General features: G+C 73.0%; 15 protein-coding genes and 1 pseudogene. 11 read left to right on the forward strand and 5 right to left on the reverse strand.

Translation table 11 applies throughout. The features are described from left to right. Positions 1 to 396 precede the first annotated feature (396 nt). Both AC0QU1_RS06225 and AC0QU1_RS06230 read right to left on the reverse strand, forming a co-directional pair. Positions 397 to 2046: a M81 family metallopeptidase gene (locus AC0QU1_RS06225; RefSeq protein ID WP_483575209.1), complete on the reverse strand. Its 1650-nt coding sequence runs from the start codon at positions 2044 to 2046 to the stop codon at positions 397 to 399. Further along, the gene (locus tag AC0QU1_RS06230) at positions 2043 to 3254 is read right to left on the reverse strand and encodes an ROK family transcriptional regulator (RefSeq protein WP_483575210.1); all 1212 of its coding nucleotides are present in this window, start codon (positions 3252 to 3254) and stop codon (positions 2043 to 2045) included. The genes AC0QU1_RS06225 and AC0QU1_RS06230 overlap by 4 nt, the downstream gene beginning before the upstream one ends. Positions 3255 to 3487: 233 nt before the next feature. Between AC0QU1_RS06230 and AC0QU1_RS06235 the strand changes: the two genes are divergently transcribed. Genes AC0QU1_RS06235 through AC0QU1_RS06255 form a run of 5 tightly spaced genes read left to right on the forward strand, consistent with a single transcriptional unit; the run spans position 3488 to position 9893 of the window. After that, complete coding sequence (locus tag AC0QU1_RS06235) at positions 3488 to 5299, forward strand: peptide ABC transporter substrate-binding protein (RefSeq protein ID WP_483575211.1); 1812 nt, start codon at positions 3488 to 3490, stop codon at positions 5297 to 5299. 1 nt (position 5300) lies between these two features. Beyond that, positions 5301 to 6353 carry an ABC transporter permease gene (locus AC0QU1_RS06240; protein ID WP_483575212.1) on the forward strand — a complete coding sequence of 351 codons (1053 nt, stop codon included), beginning with the start codon at positions 5301 to 5303 and terminating at the stop codon, positions 6351 to 6353. Continuing rightward, positions 6350 to 7186, forward strand: coding sequence for an ABC transporter permease (locus AC0QU1_RS06245; RefSeq protein WP_483575213.1), 837 nt, complete (start codon positions 6350 to 6352; stop codon positions 7184 to 7186). Before AC0QU1_RS06240 ends, AC0QU1_RS06245 begins: the two co-directional genes overlap by 4 nt. After that, positions 7183 to 8970 carry a dipeptide ABC transporter ATP-binding protein gene (locus tag AC0QU1_RS06250; protein WP_483575214.1) on the forward strand — a complete coding sequence of 596 codons (1788 nt, stop codon included), beginning with the start codon at positions 7183 to 7185 and terminating at the stop codon, positions 8968 to 8970. Before AC0QU1_RS06245 ends, AC0QU1_RS06250 begins: the two co-directional genes overlap by 4 nt. Further along, complete coding sequence (locus tag AC0QU1_RS06255) at positions 8967 to 9893, forward strand: ROK family protein (protein WP_483575215.1); 927 nt, start codon at positions 8967 to 8969, stop codon at positions 9891 to 9893. Before AC0QU1_RS06250 ends, AC0QU1_RS06255 begins: the two co-directional genes overlap by 4 nt. Before the next feature lie 268 nt (positions 9894 to 10161). On the opposite strand, the gene AC0QU1_RS06260 is transcribed toward AC0QU1_RS06255, so the two are convergent. After that, a complete protein-coding gene (locus tag AC0QU1_RS06260) occupies positions 10162 to 10578 on the reverse strand; it encodes an Hsp20/alpha crystallin family protein (RefSeq protein WP_483575217.1) in 417 nt (138 codons plus the stop codon). A gap of 159 nt (positions 10579 to 10737) precedes the next feature. Here AC0QU1_RS06260 and AC0QU1_RS06265 point away from each other — a divergent pair. From AC0QU1_RS06265 to AC0QU1_RS06280, 4 genes and pseudogenes are all read left to right on the forward strand, one after another. Continuing rightward, positions 10738 to 11400: pseudogene (locus AC0QU1_RS06265) on the forward strand (response regulator transcription factor); the annotation flags it as partial. Positions 11401 to 11587: 187 nt separating this feature from the next. Beyond that, on the forward strand, positions 11588 to 12691 hold the full coding sequence (locus AC0QU1_RS06270) for a sensor histidine kinase (RefSeq protein WP_483575219.1): 1104 nt from the start codon (positions 11588 to 11590) through the stop codon (positions 12689 to 12691). A gap of 99 nt (positions 12692 to 12790) precedes the next feature. Continuing rightward, entirely contained in the window at positions 12791 to 13144 is a 354-nt protein-coding gene (locus tag AC0QU1_RS06275; RefSeq protein ID WP_483575220.1) for a VOC family protein, read from the forward strand. A 2-nt stretch (positions 13145 to 13146) separates the two neighbouring features. Beyond that, a complete protein-coding gene (locus tag AC0QU1_RS06280) occupies positions 13147 to 13434 on the forward strand; it encodes a nucleotidyltransferase family protein (protein WP_483575221.1) in 288 nt (95 codons plus the stop codon). Positions 13435 to 13476: 42 nt separating this feature from the next. Here AC0QU1_RS06280 and AC0QU1_RS06285 read toward each other — a convergent pair whose 3' ends face one another. After that, positions 13477 to 14832, reverse strand: a complete 1356-nt coding sequence (locus AC0QU1_RS06285; protein WP_483575223.1) for an XdhC family protein — start codon at positions 14830 to 14832, stop codon at positions 13477 to 13479. A gap of 280 nt (positions 14833 to 15112) precedes the next feature. On the opposite strand from AC0QU1_RS06285, the gene AC0QU1_RS06290 reads away from it, so the two are divergent. After that, positions 15113 to 15601 carry a dsRBD fold-containing protein gene (locus AC0QU1_RS06290; RefSeq protein ID WP_483575225.1) on the forward strand — a complete coding sequence of 163 codons (489 nt, stop codon included), beginning with the start codon at positions 15113 to 15115 and terminating at the stop codon, positions 15599 to 15601. A 27-nt stretch (positions 15602 to 15628) separates the two neighbouring features. Here the strand turns inward: AC0QU1_RS06290 and AC0QU1_RS06295 are convergent, their stop codons facing one another. After that, complete coding sequence (locus AC0QU1_RS06295; RefSeq protein ID WP_483575227.1) at positions 15629 to 16267, reverse strand: hypothetical protein; 639 nt, start codon at positions 16265 to 16267, stop codon at positions 15629 to 15631. Between the two features lie 100 nt (positions 16268 to 16367). Between AC0QU1_RS06295 and AC0QU1_RS06300 the strand changes: the two genes are divergently transcribed. Beyond that, entirely contained in the window at positions 16368 to 17672 is a 1305-nt protein-coding gene (locus AC0QU1_RS06300; RefSeq protein ID WP_483575228.1) for a molybdopterin molybdotransferase MoeA, read from the forward strand. Positions 17673 to 17677 lie beyond the last annotated feature (5 nt).

A 17677-nucleotide genomic window follows, 5' to 3' on the forward strand; every position in this document is an offset into this window, starting at 1 on the left:
GGTCGCAGAGGACATGGCCTTCCCCTGGTCGCGGAGGGCGTGACCTTTCCCCTGGTCGCGGAGGGCATGACCTTCCTCTTGGTGCGCGGAGGGCTGGCCCCGGTGGCTCGCCAAGGATGGAGGGGAAACTTGCCTCGCGGAGGTGTGTTGCTCTGAGTAGACGACTGCTACGCAGAGCAACACACCTCCGCGACGGGATTCAACCCGAGCCGCGACACGCCGTACGAACGCGCGTGAGTACCGCGCCGCGATGGGCCGTACGGACGCGCGTGAGTACCGCGCGACGGGCCGTCGGACGTGGGTCGGGGCCGCGCCACGGAGCTCCTGGGTCGCCACGGCGCCCTTGTGTCAGGCGGCCCTTGTGCCAGGGAGCGCTTGTGTCAGGGAGCCGTTGCGTCAGAGGAGTTCCGCGCGCAGGGGCGGTTCGGCATCGAACTCGTGGAACGGGTGCACCGGGGCTGCCAGGCGGTGGTGGCCCAGGCGTAGCAGGTCCTGGTCCACGCCGCCGGGGGTGAGCATGAGCATCCAGTCGGCGGCCATGTCGTACAGCTCGGGCTCCAGGTAGCCGATCTTGACGATCACGATGTCGGTGTGGCGCGGGTCCAGGCCCAGCACCGTAAAGTCGCGTTCCAGGTGGTACGGCTTGCGGCGTTCCGTGAGGATGACGCGCAGGCCGCCCGCACGGACGACCGCGACGATGCCCGCGTCCGGGTCGCCCTCGCTGACGTGCTCGACCACGCCCCGGAGCCGGACCGGCCCGTGCGGGCCGTCGTCGACCCGGGCACCCACTTCGATGTCGACCTCGAGGTCGACCTTGACGTCGCCCGCGCCGACACCGCTCGCGGCGGCACCGCTTGCGCCGATGCCGCCCACTTCGGCGGCTCCTGCGCCGACACCGTCCGCGCCCACCCCGCTCGTGCCAACAGCGCCCGCGCCGACACCTCCCGTACCGGCGTCGGTGCCGCGTTCCGCCCAGAGCCTCGCGATCTCGCGCGCCGCCGCGGCGTCCGGCAGCGAGGCGTAGATCGCAGTGCGACCGCCGTCCTCGGCCGGTCGGGCGAAAGCCGGCTCCGCCAGGAGGCGGGCCAGGGTCCAGGTGACGTCGCCCGCGCCGCCCGCCGTCGGGTTGTCGCCGGAGTCGGACAGGAAGTACGGCCGCGCCTCGCTCGCCAGGGCGGTCGCGACGCACTCGTCGTACGGGGCGGCGGGCGCGACGAACGCGAACTCGTCGCGCGCGTCCCAGTACCGCTGGGCGAGGCGTTCGGCCTCGCGCACGATCACCTCCTCGGAGTCTCCCGTCACGACGACGGCGGCCTGGCAGCTCGGCTCGTCCGCCCACGCGTACCCGACCCAGAGCGCGGCGTCGACGACACCGGGCAGCTCGGCCACGCGGGCGACGTCGGCGTAGATCGACGCGGCGGGCTCGATGCGCGTGCTGGTCTTCTCGCCCGGGAGCAGCACGGGCACCTGGAGCCACGCCTTCTTGGGCGCGCCCCCGTCGCGCAGACGCTCCAGCAGGTTGGTCGCGGCGCGTTCGCGTGTCTCCCAGGCGTCCTCGTGCGGCGCCATGCGGTAGCACGTGATCAGGTCGCTGACCTGCGCCAGCTCACGCGGCACGTTGCCGTGCAGGTCCATGGTGGTGCTGATCAGCGCCCCGGGTCCGACGGCGGCGCGCACCGCCGCGGCGAGGTCGGCCTCGGCGTCGTCCCGGCCGACAACCGTCATGGCGCCGTGGATGTCGAGCAGCAGGCCGTCGTACGGCCCGTGCTCGGCCTGCTGGGTGCGCAGGGTCGCCACGATCTCGTCGCGCACCGACTCGTAGACCTCGGCGGGGACCGCGCCGCCGGGCAGCGAGCGCGCGTGCAGCACGCCGGTCCAGGCGGCGGCGTCCCGCAGCGGCGCGCCGTCGGCGAGGAAGGGGTAGTGCAGCACCAGTTCGTCGGCGCGCCGCAGGGTGAAGGCCTCCCACCCGGAGCGGTGCGGCGAGAACGTGCTGGACTCGATCGACATGCCGGCGATCGCGACCCGCGGGCGGGGATTCGTCATCGTGGTCCTTCCGGTCGGGTCGTGGCCAGGGCGTGCGGCACGAGCGCGTCCTCCAGGAGGCGGCCGACGCCCACCAGGTTCGCGTCGGCGCCGAGGGCCGACGGTGCGATCACCAGGTCGCGGGTCATGAGCGGGTGGGCGCCCTCGTAGATCTGGCTGCGGATCGCCGAGACGAACGGCTCCAGCGTGGACAGCGCGCCGCCCAGGTACACGGCTCCCGGGTTGAAGAAGTTGACCACCGTGCACAGCGCGGCGCCCAGGTGCCGGCCCGCGGTCCGGGTCAGGGTCGTCGCCACGGGCTCGGCGTCCCGCACCAGGGCGACGACGTCGGCGGTCGCCGCGACGTCGTAACCCTGGTCCCGGAGCAGCCGGACCAGGGCCGCGCCCGAGGCCACGGTCTCCAGGCAGCCGCGGTTCCCGCAGGAGCAGGGGGTGTCGCCGGCGGCCGGGACGCGGGTGTGCGTGATGTCGCCCGCGGCGCCGCCCGAACCGCGATACAGCCGGTCGTCCACCAGGATCCCGGCCCCGATCGCGCTGCCCGCCTTGACCGACACCGAGTGCCGCGTGCGGCGGGCGTGCCCGAAGTGCTCGCCGACAGCCATCGCGTTGGCGTCGTTCTCGACGACCACGGGCACGTCCAGGGCGTCCTCCAGCCACGAGCCGACGTCGAACCCCGACCACCCGGGCATCCGCGACGGGCTGTCGAGGGCACGGCGGGCGACGTCGACGGGTCCGGGCAGGGAGATGCCGACGCCGAGCAGGCGGCCGCCGTCGTCGGACCCCGCCGCCGACTCCGGCCCCAGCGTCCCCGCCAGTTCCCGCAGCGCCGCCGTGACCTGCGTCAGTACCGGTTCGGGGCCGTCGGCGATCGCGAGGGCGACCTCCGTCGTCGTGACGAGCTCGCCGCCGTGCCGCAGGATGCCCAGCCGGGCGTGAGAGCCCCCGACGTCGACGACGCCCAGGTAGCCCGTGCTGCCGGGCACACGCAGGGACCGCGGACGCCGTCCGCCGCTGGACGCGCCCTCGCCCGTCTCCTCCAGCGCGCCCGAGGCGAGCATCGCCTGCACCCGCTGGGAGACGGTGGACGGCGCCATGCCGAGCGACTCGGCGATCTCCTTGCGGGACCGTGCGCGTCCGCTCGACACGAGCACGAGGATCTCCCGCTCGAGCCGCGCGGCGGCGACGCGGGGGCGCGCGAGCTGGGGCACAGGTCTCCTCCAGACTTTTCTCCGAACACGGAACAAGTAGCGGGCACGAGTCTGCCCCACGGCGGGTGTGGAAACGGCCCTCGGGCCTTTTTGCGCTAGCGAATTAACAGCCTTGTTACTGATTCCGCATAGATCCGGGCAACTTGGTACGTCTACGGTGCTCGATTATTCGGCCGTCGAATCAAGTGCCCGGCCTCACAGGGCAGCGACGGCCCGCGACCAAGGAGACTCAGATGCGCACCACGCCTGCCGGACGGGCGGCACGGCTCGCCGTCGGCGCGGCCGCCGCCGTCGCCCTCCTCGCCGGATGCTCGACGTCCTCCGGTGCGGACGGGGCGGCCGACCGCACCGACGTCAACTACGCCCTGCCCGCCAACGCCACGCCCAACTGGATAGTGCCGCTGGGCATCGCGGGCAAGCTCGCGACCCACAACTCCGCCATCATGCGCACCCTCTGGGAGCCGCTCGTGGCCTACGACGGCTCCGAGGGCGAGGTGGGGCGCGTGGCCACCGCCGATCTCGCCGACGAGATCACCTTCTCCGACGACGGCACGTCGGTGACCATCACCCTCGACGAGGGCCGCACCTGGAGCGACGGCGAGCCCGTCACCTCGGCGGACGTGAAGTTCTGGTTCGACCTCGTGCGCGCCAACACCGACGTCTGGGCCAGCTACTCCGAGGGCCGCATGCCCGACAACGTGACCGACGTGGCCACCCCCGACGAGCAGACCGTCGAGCTCACCTTCGACAAGGTCTACAACCCGGAGTGGCTGCAGGCCTCCCAGCTCAACCTCATCGTGCCGCTGCCCGCCCACGCCTGGGCCAAGACCGCCGACGACGAAGAACCGGACCCTGGGCTCGCCGAGACAGCACAAGGTGCGAAGGCGATCTTCGACTACCTCGTCACCGAGAGCGAGGACCTGGGCAGCTACGCCACCAACCCGCTCTGGCAGACGATCAACGGCCCGTACTCGCTGACCGGGTTCACCGACGCCGGCCAGGTCGAGCTGACCAAGAACCCTGAGTACGACGGCGACGACGCCGCCTCGATCGAGACGGTCAACCTGCTGCCCTACACGTCCACGGACGCCGAGGTGAACGCGGTGCGCTCGGGCGCCGTCGACTACGGGTACATCCCGACCACGGGCCTGGACGCGCCGGAGCAGTACGAGCAGCTCGGCTACTCGGTCGAGCCGTGGGCCGGCTGGTCCATCACGTACCTGCCGTACAACTTCAACCACCCCGAGATGGGCCCGGTGTACCGCCAGCTCTACGTGCGGCAGGCGCTGCAGCACCTGGTGGACCAGGAGCAGATCTCCGAGGTGATCTGGAAGGGCGCCGCGCTGCCCGGCTACGGCCCGGTGCCGCAGAACCCCGAGAGCGACTTCCTCTCCGACGAGCAGAAGGAGAACCCGTACCCGTTCGACCCGGAGGCCGCGGCCACGCTGCTGGCCGACCACGGCTGGACGCCCGGCTCCGACGGCGTGCTCGAGTGCACCGCCCCGGGCGACGGCGACGACGAGTGCGGCGACGGCATCGAGGAGGGGCAGCGGCTCGCGATCACGATCCTGTCGCAGAGCGGCTCCGCCGAGACGGACAACATGTTCGCCGAGATCAAGTCGACGTTCGAGCAGGCGGGCATCGCCGTCACCATCGAGACGGCGCCGCTGAACACGGTGCTGTCGTCCATCGCCCCGTGCACCGCGGACCAGCCCGACTGCGACTGGGAGCTGCCGTTCTTCGGCACGGCGGGGAGCTGGTACTTCGGCGGCTACCCGAGCGGCGAGCGGGTGTTCGGCACGAGCGCGGCGTCCAACTTCGGCTCGTACTCGGACGAGGAGTTCGACACCCTCATGCTCGACTCCACCGAGAGCACGGACGCGTCGGTGATGCGGGAGTACTCGAAGTACGGTGCGGAGAACCTGCCGGTGATGTGGCTGCCGAACCCCGTCTACCAGGTCTCGGTGATCAAGGACGGCCTGGAGGGCACCACGCAGGACCCGCTCGCCAGCTTCCACCCGCAGCGCTGGAGCTGGGCCGGCTGACATGACGACAGCGATCCCCGCGCAGAGCGGGGCCGGTCAGCCCGGGGTCGCCGCGCCAGGGCTCACGCGAGCGCCGCTCGCGGGGGCACAGCGCGGCGGCTTCGGCCGGTTCCTGCTCCGGCGCGTGCTGCAGGCGCTCGTGGTGATCCTCGTGGTGACCGTCATCGTGTTCGCGCTGCTGCACGCGCTGCCGGGCGGCCCGGCCCGCGGGGTGCTCGGCCAGCAGGCCACGCCCGAGCAGATCGCGGCGTTCGAGGCCGCCAACGGCCTGGACCAGCCGGTGGTGGTGCAGTACCTGTCGTTCCTCGGGCGCTCCCTCACGGGCGACCTCGGCGAGTCGTACCTGCTCAACCAGTCGGTGGCGGACGCGATCGGCCTGCGGCTGCCCAAGACCCTGCTGCTGACCGGCCTCTCGCTGGTGGTCGCTGTCGTCATCGCGGTGCCGGTCGGCGTCTACCAGGCGGTGCGCCGCAACCGCGCCGTCGACTACTGGCTCTCGACGCTCGCGATCGTCGCCTACTCGACCCCCACCTTCTTTCTCGGCATGCTGCTGATCCTGCTGCTCAGCCAGGGCGCCGGGCTGTTCCCTGCGGCGGCGCCGCAGGGCAGCGGGGTCCTGGAGGTCCTGGCCCAGCCGGCCGGGCTCGTGCTGCCGGTGCTCACGGGCGCCGTGCCGATCGTGGCGACGTTCAGCCGCTACATGCGGTCCTCGACGCTGGACAACCTCGGCGAGGACTACGTCCGCACCGCCCGCGCCAAGGGCACCGCCTACCGCGACGTGGTGGTCCGGCACGTGCTGCGCAACTCCCTGACGCCGGTGGTCGCGATGCTCGGCTACTACCTGCCCGTGATGTTCGGCGGGGCGCTCGTCGTGGAGCAGCTCTTCAACTACCCGGGCATGGGGCTGCTGTTCTGGAGCGCCGCGCAGAGCAGCGACTTCCCGGTGCTGCTCGGCTGCGTGCTCGTGATCTCGGTGGCCACGGTGGTCGGCTCTCTCTTGGCTGACGTCGTCCAGGCTCTCCTGGACCCGCGCACCAGGGGAGCCCTGCGATGACCGCGCTGCGGCGGTTCGCCGCCAACCGGCTCGCCCTCGCCGGCGCGGTCGCCGTCGTCGTGCTCGTGCTGTTCGCCGTCGTCGGCCCCTTCGTGTACCCGACGGAGCAGGTGGCGACCGACCTCGGCGCCGCCAACCTGCCGCCCGGCGCCGACGGGCACCCCCTGGGCACGGACGCCCTCGGCTACGACAACCTGGGCCGGCTCATGGTCGCCGGGCGGGTGTCGCTCCTGGTGGGAGTGCTCGCGGGCGCGCTGGCGACGGTGGTGGGCACCCTGTGGGGCGCGGTCGCCGGGTACGTGGGCGGCGTGCTGGACGCCGTCATGATGCGCGTGGTCGACGCCGGCATCGCCATCCCCGCGATCTTCCTGCTGCTGGTGCTCTCCACGATCGTGCGGCCGACGGTCGGCATGATGATCGTCGTGCTGGGCCTGGTGTCCTGGCTGGTGCCCGCCCGGCTGATCCGGGCGGAGGCGCTGTCGGTCCGGACCCGCGACTACGTCGTGGCCGCCCGCGCCATGGGCGCCACCCACCGCCGCACGGTGCTGTCGCACGTGATCCCGAACACGGTGGGCACGGTGGTGGTGAACGCGACCTTCCAGGTGGCCGACGCGATCCTGCTCGTCGCCTACATCAGCTTTCTCGGGATGGGCGTCCAGCCGCCCACCACCGACTGGGGCGCGATGCTCAACGACGGCATCAACTACATCTACCAGGGTGCGTGGTGGCTGATCCTGCCGCCCGGCCTCGCCATAGTGGTCGTCGTGTGCGCCCTGAACTTCGTGGGCGACGGGCTGCGGGACGTCTTCGACGTGAAGGGGAGGACGGCATGAGCGCGCCGCCCGTGGACACGGCACGCCAGGACGACGTCGTCCTGCGCATCCGGGACCTGAAGGTCACCTTCGCCACCGGCTCCGGTGACGTGCCCGCCGTCCGCGGCATCGACCTGGAGGTGCGGCGCGGGCGGGTGGTCGCGCTGGTGGGGGAGTCGGGCTCCGGCAAGAGCGTCACGTCGCTGTCGGTCCTCGGCCTGCTGCCGTCCACGGCACGGGTCACGGGTTCGGTCGAGCTGGCCGACGGCGGCGGGCTGCGCGACGTCGTCGGCGCCGCCGAGGACCAGCTCGTGGACCTGCGCGGCCGGGTGGCGTCCATGGTCTTCCAGGAGCCGATGACGGCGCTCAACCCGACCATGACCCTCGGCGACCAGATCGCCGAGGCCGTGCTCAACCACGAGCGGGTCCCGCGTGCCGTGGCCCGCGAGCGGGCCGTCGGGCTGCTCCGGTCGGTCGGCATCCCGGACCCGGAGCGGCGTGCGAGGCAGTACCCGCACGAGCTGTCGGGCGGCCAGCGGCAGCGTGTGGTCATCGCGATCGCGCTGGCCTGCGAGCCGCGCCTGATCATCGCGGACGAGCCGACCACAGCGCTCGACGTGACCGTGCAGGCCGGGATCCTCGACCTGCTCCGCGAGCTGGTGGCCGAGCGGGACACCGCGCTGCTGCTCGTCACGCACAACATGGGCGTGGTCGCCGACCTCGCCTCCGACGTGGCCGTGATGAGCGACGGCCGGATCGTGGAGCACGGGCCCGTGGAGCAGGTGCTGCTGGATCCGGCGCATGCGTACACGCGGAGCCTGCTCGACGCGGTGCCGGCGGCGCCGCCGGCGAGTGTCGCCCTGGTACCGGGCGGGGATGCGGCGTCGGACGGCGGGCGCGGCTCGGCGTCGGACCGGAAGCCGGTGCCAGCGGCCGGGGCGGGCGACCGCGAGGTGGTGCTCGACCTGCGCGGCGTGAGCCTCGACTACCGCGTGCAGGGTCGCACCGTCCGCGCGGTGGAGGGCCTGGACCTGACCGTGCGCGCGGGCGAGATGCTGGGGCTGGTGGGCGAGTCCGGCTCGGGCAAGTCGACGGCGGGGCGGGCCTGCCTCGGCCTGCTGACGCCGTCCGAGGGCGAGGTGCTGCTGCTCGGCACGTCCGTGGCACGCGCGAGGGGGCGGGCACGACGGCGCCTGCTGGCCGACGTCGGCGTCGTGTTCCAGGATCCCGGCGGGTCGCTGGACCCGCGCAAGCTCGTGGGCGAGTCGATAGCGGAGCCGCTGGCGATCCATGGGCGGGACGGGCGGCGCCTGTCGGCGGCCGAGCGGCGGGCGCGGGTGCGCGAGCTGCTGGACGCGGTGCGGCTGCCGGCGGGGGCCGAGCGGCGCTACCCGCACGAGTTCTCCGGCGGGCAGCGGCAGCGCATCGGCCTCGCGCGCGCCCTGGCGCTGCGCCCGCGCCTGCTGGTGGCCGACGAGCCGACCAGCGCCCTCGATGTCTCCGTGCAGGCCGAGGTGCTGCAGGTGCTGCGCGACCTGCACGCGGAGCTGCGCTTCGGCTGCCTGTTCATCAGCCACGACCTGGGCGTGGTGCACGAGCTGACCGACCGTGTGGCCGTGCTCCGGTCCGGCCGCCTGGTCGAGAGCGGCACGACGGCGGAGGTGTTCAGCGCGCCGCGCGAGCTGTACACGGCCGAGCTGCTGGCCTCCGTGCCGACGCCGGATCCAGCGGCGCAGCGCGAACGGCGTGCGGCGCGGCGGCGGCTGGTGTCGGAGGCCGGCGGCGGTTCCGGCGTCGCCCCATGACGGACGGGTCCACCGCGGGCGTCGACATCGGCGGCACCAAGATCCGGGCCGCCGTCGTCACGCCGGACGGCGAGGTGCTCGCCTCGGCGACCGCGCCGACGCCGTCGGGGGGCGAGGTGATGCTCGACGTCGCGGCGGGCCTGGTGGCGCGCGCGACGGCGGAGGCGGGTGTGCCCGTTGCGGCGGTCGGCGTGGGTGCGGCGGGTGTCGTCGACCCCTGGACGGGCGAGGTGCTCGCGGCGAGCGACTCCTTCGTCGGCTGGGTCGGCACGAACCTGCGCTCCGGCCTCGCGTCCCGGACCGGCCTGCCCGTGACGGTGGCGAACGACGTCGACTCGTTCCTCGTGGGCGAGGCGACCTGGGGCGCCGTCCGGGGCGTCCGGTCCGCTGCCGGCATCGCGCTGGGGACCGGGGTCGGGGGAGCGCTGTGGCTGGACGGCGCGCTGTACCGCGGCGCCGGCGCGGCGGGGGAGATCGGGCACATGCCCGGGTTCGGTGACGCGCGGTGCACGTGCGGCCAGCGCGGGCACCTGGAGACGCTCGCGTCGGGCCGCTCGGTGGAGCGGCGGTACGCGGAGCTTGTCGGTGCTGAGGGTGGTGGTGTTGGGGTCGTCGGCGCAACCGAGATCGAGTCCCGTGCTCGCGCAGGGGACGAGACGGCGGTCCGGGTGCTCGCCGACGCCGGCCGGGCGGTCGGGTCGGCGGTCCTCATGCTGGCGGCGCTGCTCGACGTCGGACACGTGGTGGTGGGCGGGGGCCTGGCCCGCGCCTGGGACCTGCTGGAACCCGCGCTCCTGACGCGGCTCCGCGACGAGCCGCCGGTGTCGGGACACGCGATCGAGGTGCGCCGGGCGACCCTCGGCGCGGACGCGACGGTGGTGGGCGCCGCGGCGCTGGCGCGCGGGCCTGTTGGACTCCACTGAGTTCGGTCAGCTGCCCTGCGCCGTCGCCGAGATCGGTCGGTTGTCCTGAGATCGGTCCATCAATGGACCGATCTCAGGACAACCGACCGAAGTCGGCGAGTTCGGTCCGACGTCGGACCGAACTCGGTGAGTGCGGGGCTCAAAGGCGAACTTGGTGGGCGCGGGGCGCTCGAAGACTTGGTGAGCGCGGGCGCTCAAGACAGGGCAACGCAGACGGCGCCCGGCCGCATGAGCGGTCGGGCGCCGTCGGTGTGTGCGCCTGAAATGATCAGGCGGCGGTGGTGACCTCGATGCGCTGCGGCGTGGTGCCGGCGAAGATGCCGGTCACGGTGACCGTCAGCACGCCGGCGTCGTAGGACGCGCGGACAGCGTCGCCGTCCACGGTCTTCGGGAGCGTGACGACGCGCCGGAAGGAACCGAAACGGACCTCCGAGATGCGGCGGCCCTCCGACTCCTCGGAGCGCTGGTCCTTGCGCTCGCCGCGCACGACGAGCTTGCGGCCCTCGACCTCGACGGTGATGTCGGCCAGGTCGACGCCCGGCAGGTCGAGGCGGGCGACGAGGTCCTCGCCCTCGCGGTAGACGTCGGCCGCGGGCACGGGGCCCTCGGTCGCGGCGAACTGCGGGCTCCACGGGTCGCGGAGCCAGGCGTGGGCGAACGGGGAACGGGTCAGAACGGTGGTCATGGTGTCCTCCTCCGGATGATGCTGATGATCAGCTCAACGTGAGTCGACCCGACTCAATTTCAGGGTTCGCCGACGGCGGACGGTGCGGCGTGCCGGTGTGGTAGGCGCCGGGCAGTTTCGGTATGTCGGCGATATGTGCCGGCTCGTAGCATCGAGGGCATGCGTGTCTTGGTCGTCGAGGACGAGCCCTACATGGCGGAGGCCATCCGCGACGGGCTGCGCCTGGAGGCGATCGCCGCGGACCTGGCCGGCGACGGCGACACCGCGCTGGAGCTGCTGAGCGTCAACACCTACGACATCGCCGTGCTCGACCGCGACATCCCCGGCCCGTCGGGCGACGAGGTCGCCAAGAGCATCATCGCCTCCGGCAGCGGTATGCCGATCCTGATGCTCACCGCCGCCGACCGGCTCGACGACAAGGCCTCGGGGTTCGAGCTCGGCGCCGACGACTACCTCACCAAGCCGTTCGCGCTGCGCGAGCTCGTGCTGAGGCTGAGGGCGCTCGACCGCAGGCGCGCGCACAACCGGCCACCCGTGCGGGAGATCGCGGGCCTGCGGCTGGACCCGTTCCGCCGCGAGGTCTACCGCGACGGCCGCTACGTGGCGCTGACCAGGAAGCAGTTCGCCGCGCTCGAAGTGCTGGTCGCCGCCGAGGGCGGCGTGATCAGCGCCGAAGAGCTCCTGGAGCGGGCGTGGGACGAGAACGCCGACCCGTTCACCAACGCCGTGCGCATCACCGTCTCGGCGCTGCGCAAACGCCTCGGTGAACCGTGGATCATCGCCACCGTGCCCGGCGTCGGCTACCGCATCGACGTCCGGCCGGACGGCGGAGGTGGCACCCGGCCGGACGGCGAAGGCGACGCCCGGCCGGACGGCGAGAGCGACGTCCACCGAGACGCGGGACGTGACGTTCAGTCGAACGCGGAACGTGACGTTCAGTCGAACGCGGGACGTGACGTCCAGCCGGACGTCGGACGCGAGGAACGCGGCCGTGGATAGAAAGCCCGGGATGAGCGCTCGTCTCCGGCTCACCCTGAGCTATGCCGGGTTCCTCATGCTCGCGGGCGCTCTGCTGCTCGCGGTCGTCTGGGTGTTCCTGCTGCGGTACGTGCCCGAGAGCATCGCCTACGACCTGCCCCGGCGTGGCGGCCCGGTGATCTTTGTCCCGAACCGCTCCGACCTGGAGAGCGCCTTCATTCCGAGGGCAACCGCTGCGCTCGTGGCCCTGCTGGTGTTCGGCCTGGTGGGCGGGTGGATCCTCGCGGGGCGCATGCTCACCCCGCTGACTCGCATCACGCGCGCCACCCGCCAGGCAGCGGGAGGATCCCTCTCGCACCGGATCGAGCTGGAGGGCCGGCGCGACGAGTTCCGCGAGCTCGCCGACGCCTTCGACGCCATGCTCGGGCGGCTCGAGGCACACGTCGCCGAACAGCGGAGGTTCGCGGCCAACGCCTCGCACGAGCTGCGTACCCCGCTGGCGATCACGCAGACGCTGCTTGACGTCGCCCGCAACGACCCTGGCGGCGACACCGAGGAGCTTGTCGAGCGCCTCTACGTCGTCAACGCGCGGGCCATCGACCTCACCGAGGCGCTGCTCCTGCTCAGCCGCGCCGACCGGCGGTCGTTCACGCGGGAGCACGTCGACCTGTCCCTCGTGGCGGAGGAGGCCGTCGAGACGCTCCTTCCCCTCGCCGAGAAGCGGGGCGTGACCATCGAGAACTCCGGCGACATCGCCTCGACCATCGGCTCGCACGCCCTCCTGCTGCAGATGACCACCAACCTCCTGCACAACGCCGTCGTCCACAACCTCCCCGAGCACGGAACCGTGCAGGTCGCCACCGCCGTCCGCCCCGAGTCCGTGCTGCTCACCGTCGAGAACACCGGCGAACGGCTCACCCCGCAGCTCGTCTCGACCCTCACCGAACCGTTCCAGCGCGGCACCCAGCGCATCCGCGGCGACCACGCGGGGGTCGGCCTCGGCCTGGCGATCGTCAAGAGCATCGCCCAGGCCCACGACGGGACGCTCACCGTCGTCCCCCGCGCCGACGGCGGGCTGCGCGTCACGGTGCGGCTGCCGGACGCGCGCGTCCGGGGAGACCTGCCACGGTTGTGACGGTGCTCCTCGCTGAGACCGGGCTTGGGCGAGACGATGGTTCGTACGTGCGCTGAAATGTCCGCGGCCTAGATCGGCGGCGCCAAGACAGGAGGAACGATGCACGCCACACGCGTCACGGCCAACCTTCGGGTGGCCGACCTTGAGACGGCGAAGAGCTTCTACGCCGACTATCTCGGGCTCAGCACCGAGGAGTTCAACCTGGGCTGGGTAGCCCGGTACACCTCTCCCGACACCGGAGCGCACGTTCAGCTCGTGACGGGCGATGCGACGTCTCCCGAGGACTCGGTCATCTCGGTTCATACCCCCGACGTCGACTCCGCCTACGAAGAGGCGCAGCGGCTCGGCTACGAGATCGTGCACCCGCTGACCACGGAGCCCTGGGGCGTGCGCCGGTTCCTCGTGCGTGCGCCGGACGGCAACGTGGTCAACATAGTGAGTCACCGAGACTGACGATGTCGCTGCTGATCGAGCTTCTTCGAGACCGGCGGGACGAGATCGTCGAGGCCGCCGCACGTCACGGCGCGCGCAACGTCCGTGTCTTCGGGTCGGTGACGCGCTGTGAGGAAACCGCTGAGTCGGACGTCGACCTGCTTGTCGATCTCGATCCCGGGGTCGGTCTGTTCGCGATCGGTGCGCTCGAAGTCGAGCTCGAGGAGATGCTGGGACGCAGGGTCGACGTGGTGATCGCACGGGCGTTGCGCGAGGGTGTCGCTGCGACGGTCGAGGCGATCCAGCTGTGATCGAAAGGGTGGGTCCGCCTGGGCGATGGTCCGGGCGGACTTTCAGCCGTGGATTGGGCCCTCCATCTCGCGCAGCGGTCGTGCCGAGGCGCCCGATCGCGCGGCGATGATCTCCGCCGCTATCGAGACGGCGGTCTCGTCCGGCGTGCGGGCGCCGAGGTCCAGCCCGATCGGGCTGCGCAGCCGGGCCAGCGCCTCGGGCGGGACGCCGTCCTCGGCCAGGCGGGCCGCGCGCTCGGTATGTGCCTGACGCGAGCCCATCGCGCCGACGTAGGTGCCGGCCGGGAGTTCCGTGAGCGCCGTGCGCAGCAGGGGCACGTCGAACTTCGGGTCGTGCGTCAGCACGCAGACGGCGTCGCGCTCGGCGACGCGGCCCGCCTCGATCTCCCCCGCGAGATACCGGTGCGGCCAGTCAACGACTACCTCGTCGGCCTCCGGGAAGCGGGCCGCGGTCGCGAAGATCGGGCGCGCGTCGCACACCGTGACGCGGTAGCCGAGCAGCCGCCCTGCACGAGCCATGGCCGCGGCGAAGTCGATCGCGCCGAACACCAGCAGCCGCGGGCGCGGGGCGAAGACCTGCAGGAACACCCGGGTCCCCGACCCGGTCCGCTCCCCGTGCGGCCCGTACTCGCGCACGGCGGAGGCACCGGCGGTGAGCTGTCCGACGGCGTCGGCGGTCACCGCGGCGTCGAGGCGGCGGGAACCGAGCCCGCCGGAGCTGAGCTCACCGGAGTCCGACCTGCCGGCATCGATCCCGCCGGAACTGGGCCCACCAGAGTCCGACCCGCCGGCATCGATCCCGCCGGAGTCCAGTCCACTATCCCGTCTGCCGGATGCGTGTCCGTCCCCGAGCCCCGGCCCAGCACCGGCGACGGCGAGCCGACGGCCCAGCGCGCCGCCGTCGTCGTCAGGCCTGACGAGCCGTCTCGCTTCCCCGCGGGAGCCCGCGGGTATCACAGGGCTGACGCCGCCGTCGGGCGCAGCGATGACCGTGGCGAGGCAGACGCCCGGGCCGGGCCGGGCGCCGTCGGGCGAGGAGGCGCCCAGGACGCTCCGGGCGAAGGGCTCGAAGCCCGGCCAGGCGGCCCGCGAGAGGGGCGCGACGAAGATCTCGATGGTCCCGCCGCAGGTCAGGCCCACCTCGAGGGCCTGCTCGTCGGAGACGCCGTAGCGCGCTAGCACGGGGCGCCCGGTCTCGGCGACCTCCAGGCACAGGTCGTAGACCGCGCCCTCGACGCACCCGCCGGACACCGACCCGATCACCTCGCCGCCGGGGCCGACGGCCATCGCGGCGCCGGGCTCGCGCGGCGCGGACCGGAAGGTGCGCACCACCGTGGCGACGGCGACGCGCTCACCGGCACGCCACCACTCCAGGAGCTGCGGCAACAGGTCTCGCACGTGACGCTCCTCCCGCCGCTCGAACCGTTCCTCGAACCAGACTCTCGCTCACCTGTCAGGATCCCACCCACGTGTTACGCCTTCGGGTCACCCAGGTGACCCGTACGTCTGGCACGCGGCCACGTTCGGCACGGCGGCCACGTCCGTCACACGGCGCCCGACACCAGGCGCTCCCCACCAGCCGGATGACCACGAGCGCAGGCCAGGTCAGATCGGGGATGCCACAGACCGGGGTGTGGAGAGATGATGGAACCTGTCGCAACGACGCGAGGAGGACCCCATGAAAGCAGCAGTGGGCGACAGGATCGTCACCGCCTCTGGGGTGGTCGGCGGCGCGGTGCGCGACGGCGTGGTGACGGAGTGTCCCCACGGCGACGGTTCGCCGCCCTATCGGGTGAAGTGGTCGGACAGCGGCGAGGAGACCCTCGTCTATCCGGGCGCTGACACGTACGTGGACCACCAGGTCGAGGCGGGCGCCGGCGAGTGGGGTGAGGCCCGGCAGGGGCGCGCCCTCACCTGGGACGTGCGGATCACGGTGGTCGAGTCGGCGGGCACCACGACGGCGGAGGCCACCGTGACGAACGGGCCGCCGGACGCACTGCGCGCCGTCGGGCACGCCAGGAAGTCGCCGGACGACGACGAGGTGCCCCTGATCGGTGACGAGATAGCGGCCGGACGAGCGCTGCGCCGGCTGGCGGACCGCCTGCTCGCGGTGGCCGAGGCGGACGTGTCGGCGGCGGTCGGGCACCGGGCGCACCTGCACAAATAGCCAAGGAGGCGCCGGCCCCGGACGGCGCTACGCCAGGATGCCCGACGCGTTCAGCGCGCCGCGCACCTCCGGGTCGAGCCACGGCTCGATGCCCTCCCACGTGGTGCGCCACGAGACGCCGGTGATGCGGCTGCCGTCGGGGAACGTCTCGACGTAGTCGGCCTGGAGCACGCCGAAGTTGTCGCACCAGAACGCGTTCGCCGGGCTGCCGTCGAGGAGCTGGTCGATGCGCATCGCCGACGTCGAGATGCCGTCGGGCAGCACGAGCGGCTGCGTGTCGGTGCGGACCAGCAGGGCGTGCTGCGTGCGCGTCGGGTCGGCGTCGTCGAGCTGGGTGTACTCGATCCACGAGCCCACCGTCGCGAGCTCCAGCACCAGGAGGTACCGGGCGAACGAGGGCACGCCGTTCCCGACCCCTGGCGGCAGGTCGGCGCGCTCGAAGGCGACGTCCACGCCGCCCGGTTCGCGCTCCAGGGAGTAGCGCACCCAGCGGCGGATGTCGCCGTCGTACTCGACGCGCTGCCTGGCCCGTAGCACGACGTCGGGCGTCGGGCGCATGGCGAGCACGGAGTCGAGGACCCGCAGACCGTCGTGGGTCCACGCGTCCCGGCGGATGAGGGCGCCGTCGGGAGTGGTCCCGTTGTTGCTCAGCGCGTGGATGTACATGGTTGATTCTGGCGTGCGGTGCGCATCGCGCGCCATGGGAGCAGGGGGTGCTTTTCCGGGTCGCGTGCTTCCCCTCGGGCGCGGCGGGTAGGTTGCGGACATGAGCGAGCGCATGGACGTGGAACAGCACCGGGCCGACGTCGTGGAGCTGCTCGCAGGGCTCGCCGACCGGCCGGCCGAGGAGGTGGCGACCGGCGAGGGTGCGCTCGGCCGGGTGCTCGCGCGCGACGTCGTCGCCCCGGGGCCGCTGCCCCGGTTCCGCAACTCGCAGATGGACGGCTTCGCGGTACGGGCCGCCGACGTCGCCGGTACCCCGGTGACGCTGCCCGTCGCGGGCGACGTCGCCGCCGCGCCCGGCGAGCCCGCGCCGCTGGAGCCCGGCACCGCCGTCCGGATCATGACGGGTGCCCCGGTACCCGACGGCGCCGACGCCGTCGTCCCCGTCGAGGACACCGACCACGGGACCTTCAACGGGGTGGCCGGGAGCCTGGCGGCGACGGTCACGGTGCTGCGCGGCCGGGCGGCTGGGGAGTTCGTCCGGGAGACCGGGTCCGACGTCGCCGCGGGCGACGTCGTGCTGCGGGCGGGTACGGTGCTCGCGCCGCACCACGTGGCGGCCGCCGCCGCGTGCGGCGTCGCCCGGCTGGCGGTACGGGCGCCGGTCTCGGTGGCCGTCGTCTCGACGGGCAGCGAGCTCGTCACGCCCGACACCGAGCCCGGACCCGGCCAGATCTGGGACGCCAACGGTCCGGCGCTCGCGGCCGCCGTGAGCGCCGCCGGCGGGCGGGTCGGCCTGCGCCTGAGCGTGCCCGACGACCCGGAGGTGGTGCGCGCCGGCCTGGCGCGTGCGGCGGCGCTGTGCGACCTCGTGCTCACCACCGGCGGCGTCAGCCAGGGCGCTTACGAGGTGGTCAAGGACGCCCTGCCCGACGTCACGTTCCGCTCCGTGGCGATGCAGCCCGGCGGTCCGCAGGGCCTCGGCCGGATCGGCGGCACGCCCGTGCTCGCCTTCCCCGGCAACCCGGTCAGCGCGCAGGTCTCGTTCGTGGTGTTCCTCCGGGACTTCCTCCTGTTGGCGGCCGGCCTCCCGCCGGTCGAGCGGGTTCTGGCGGTGCTCGACGGCGCCGTCGCCTCGCCCGCCGGGCGGCGTCAGCTTCTGCGGGGGCGGTGGGTGGACGGCGCTGCCGCTGCGGGGGCTGGCGCCGAAACCGCTGCTGCTGGGGCCGGCGATGAGGCCCCTGTCGGGGCCGCTGCCGCTGCGGGCCAGCCCCGGCGCGTCGCCGTCGTCGGCGGGCCCGGGTCCCACCTGGTGGCGTCGATGGCCGCGGCGGACGTGCTGATCGACGTCCCCGCCGCCGCGACTACGCTCGAACCCGGCGCCGAGGTGGCCGTGTGGCCGCTGTGACCGGG

The organism is Promicromonospora noduliphila (assembly GCF_056951025.1).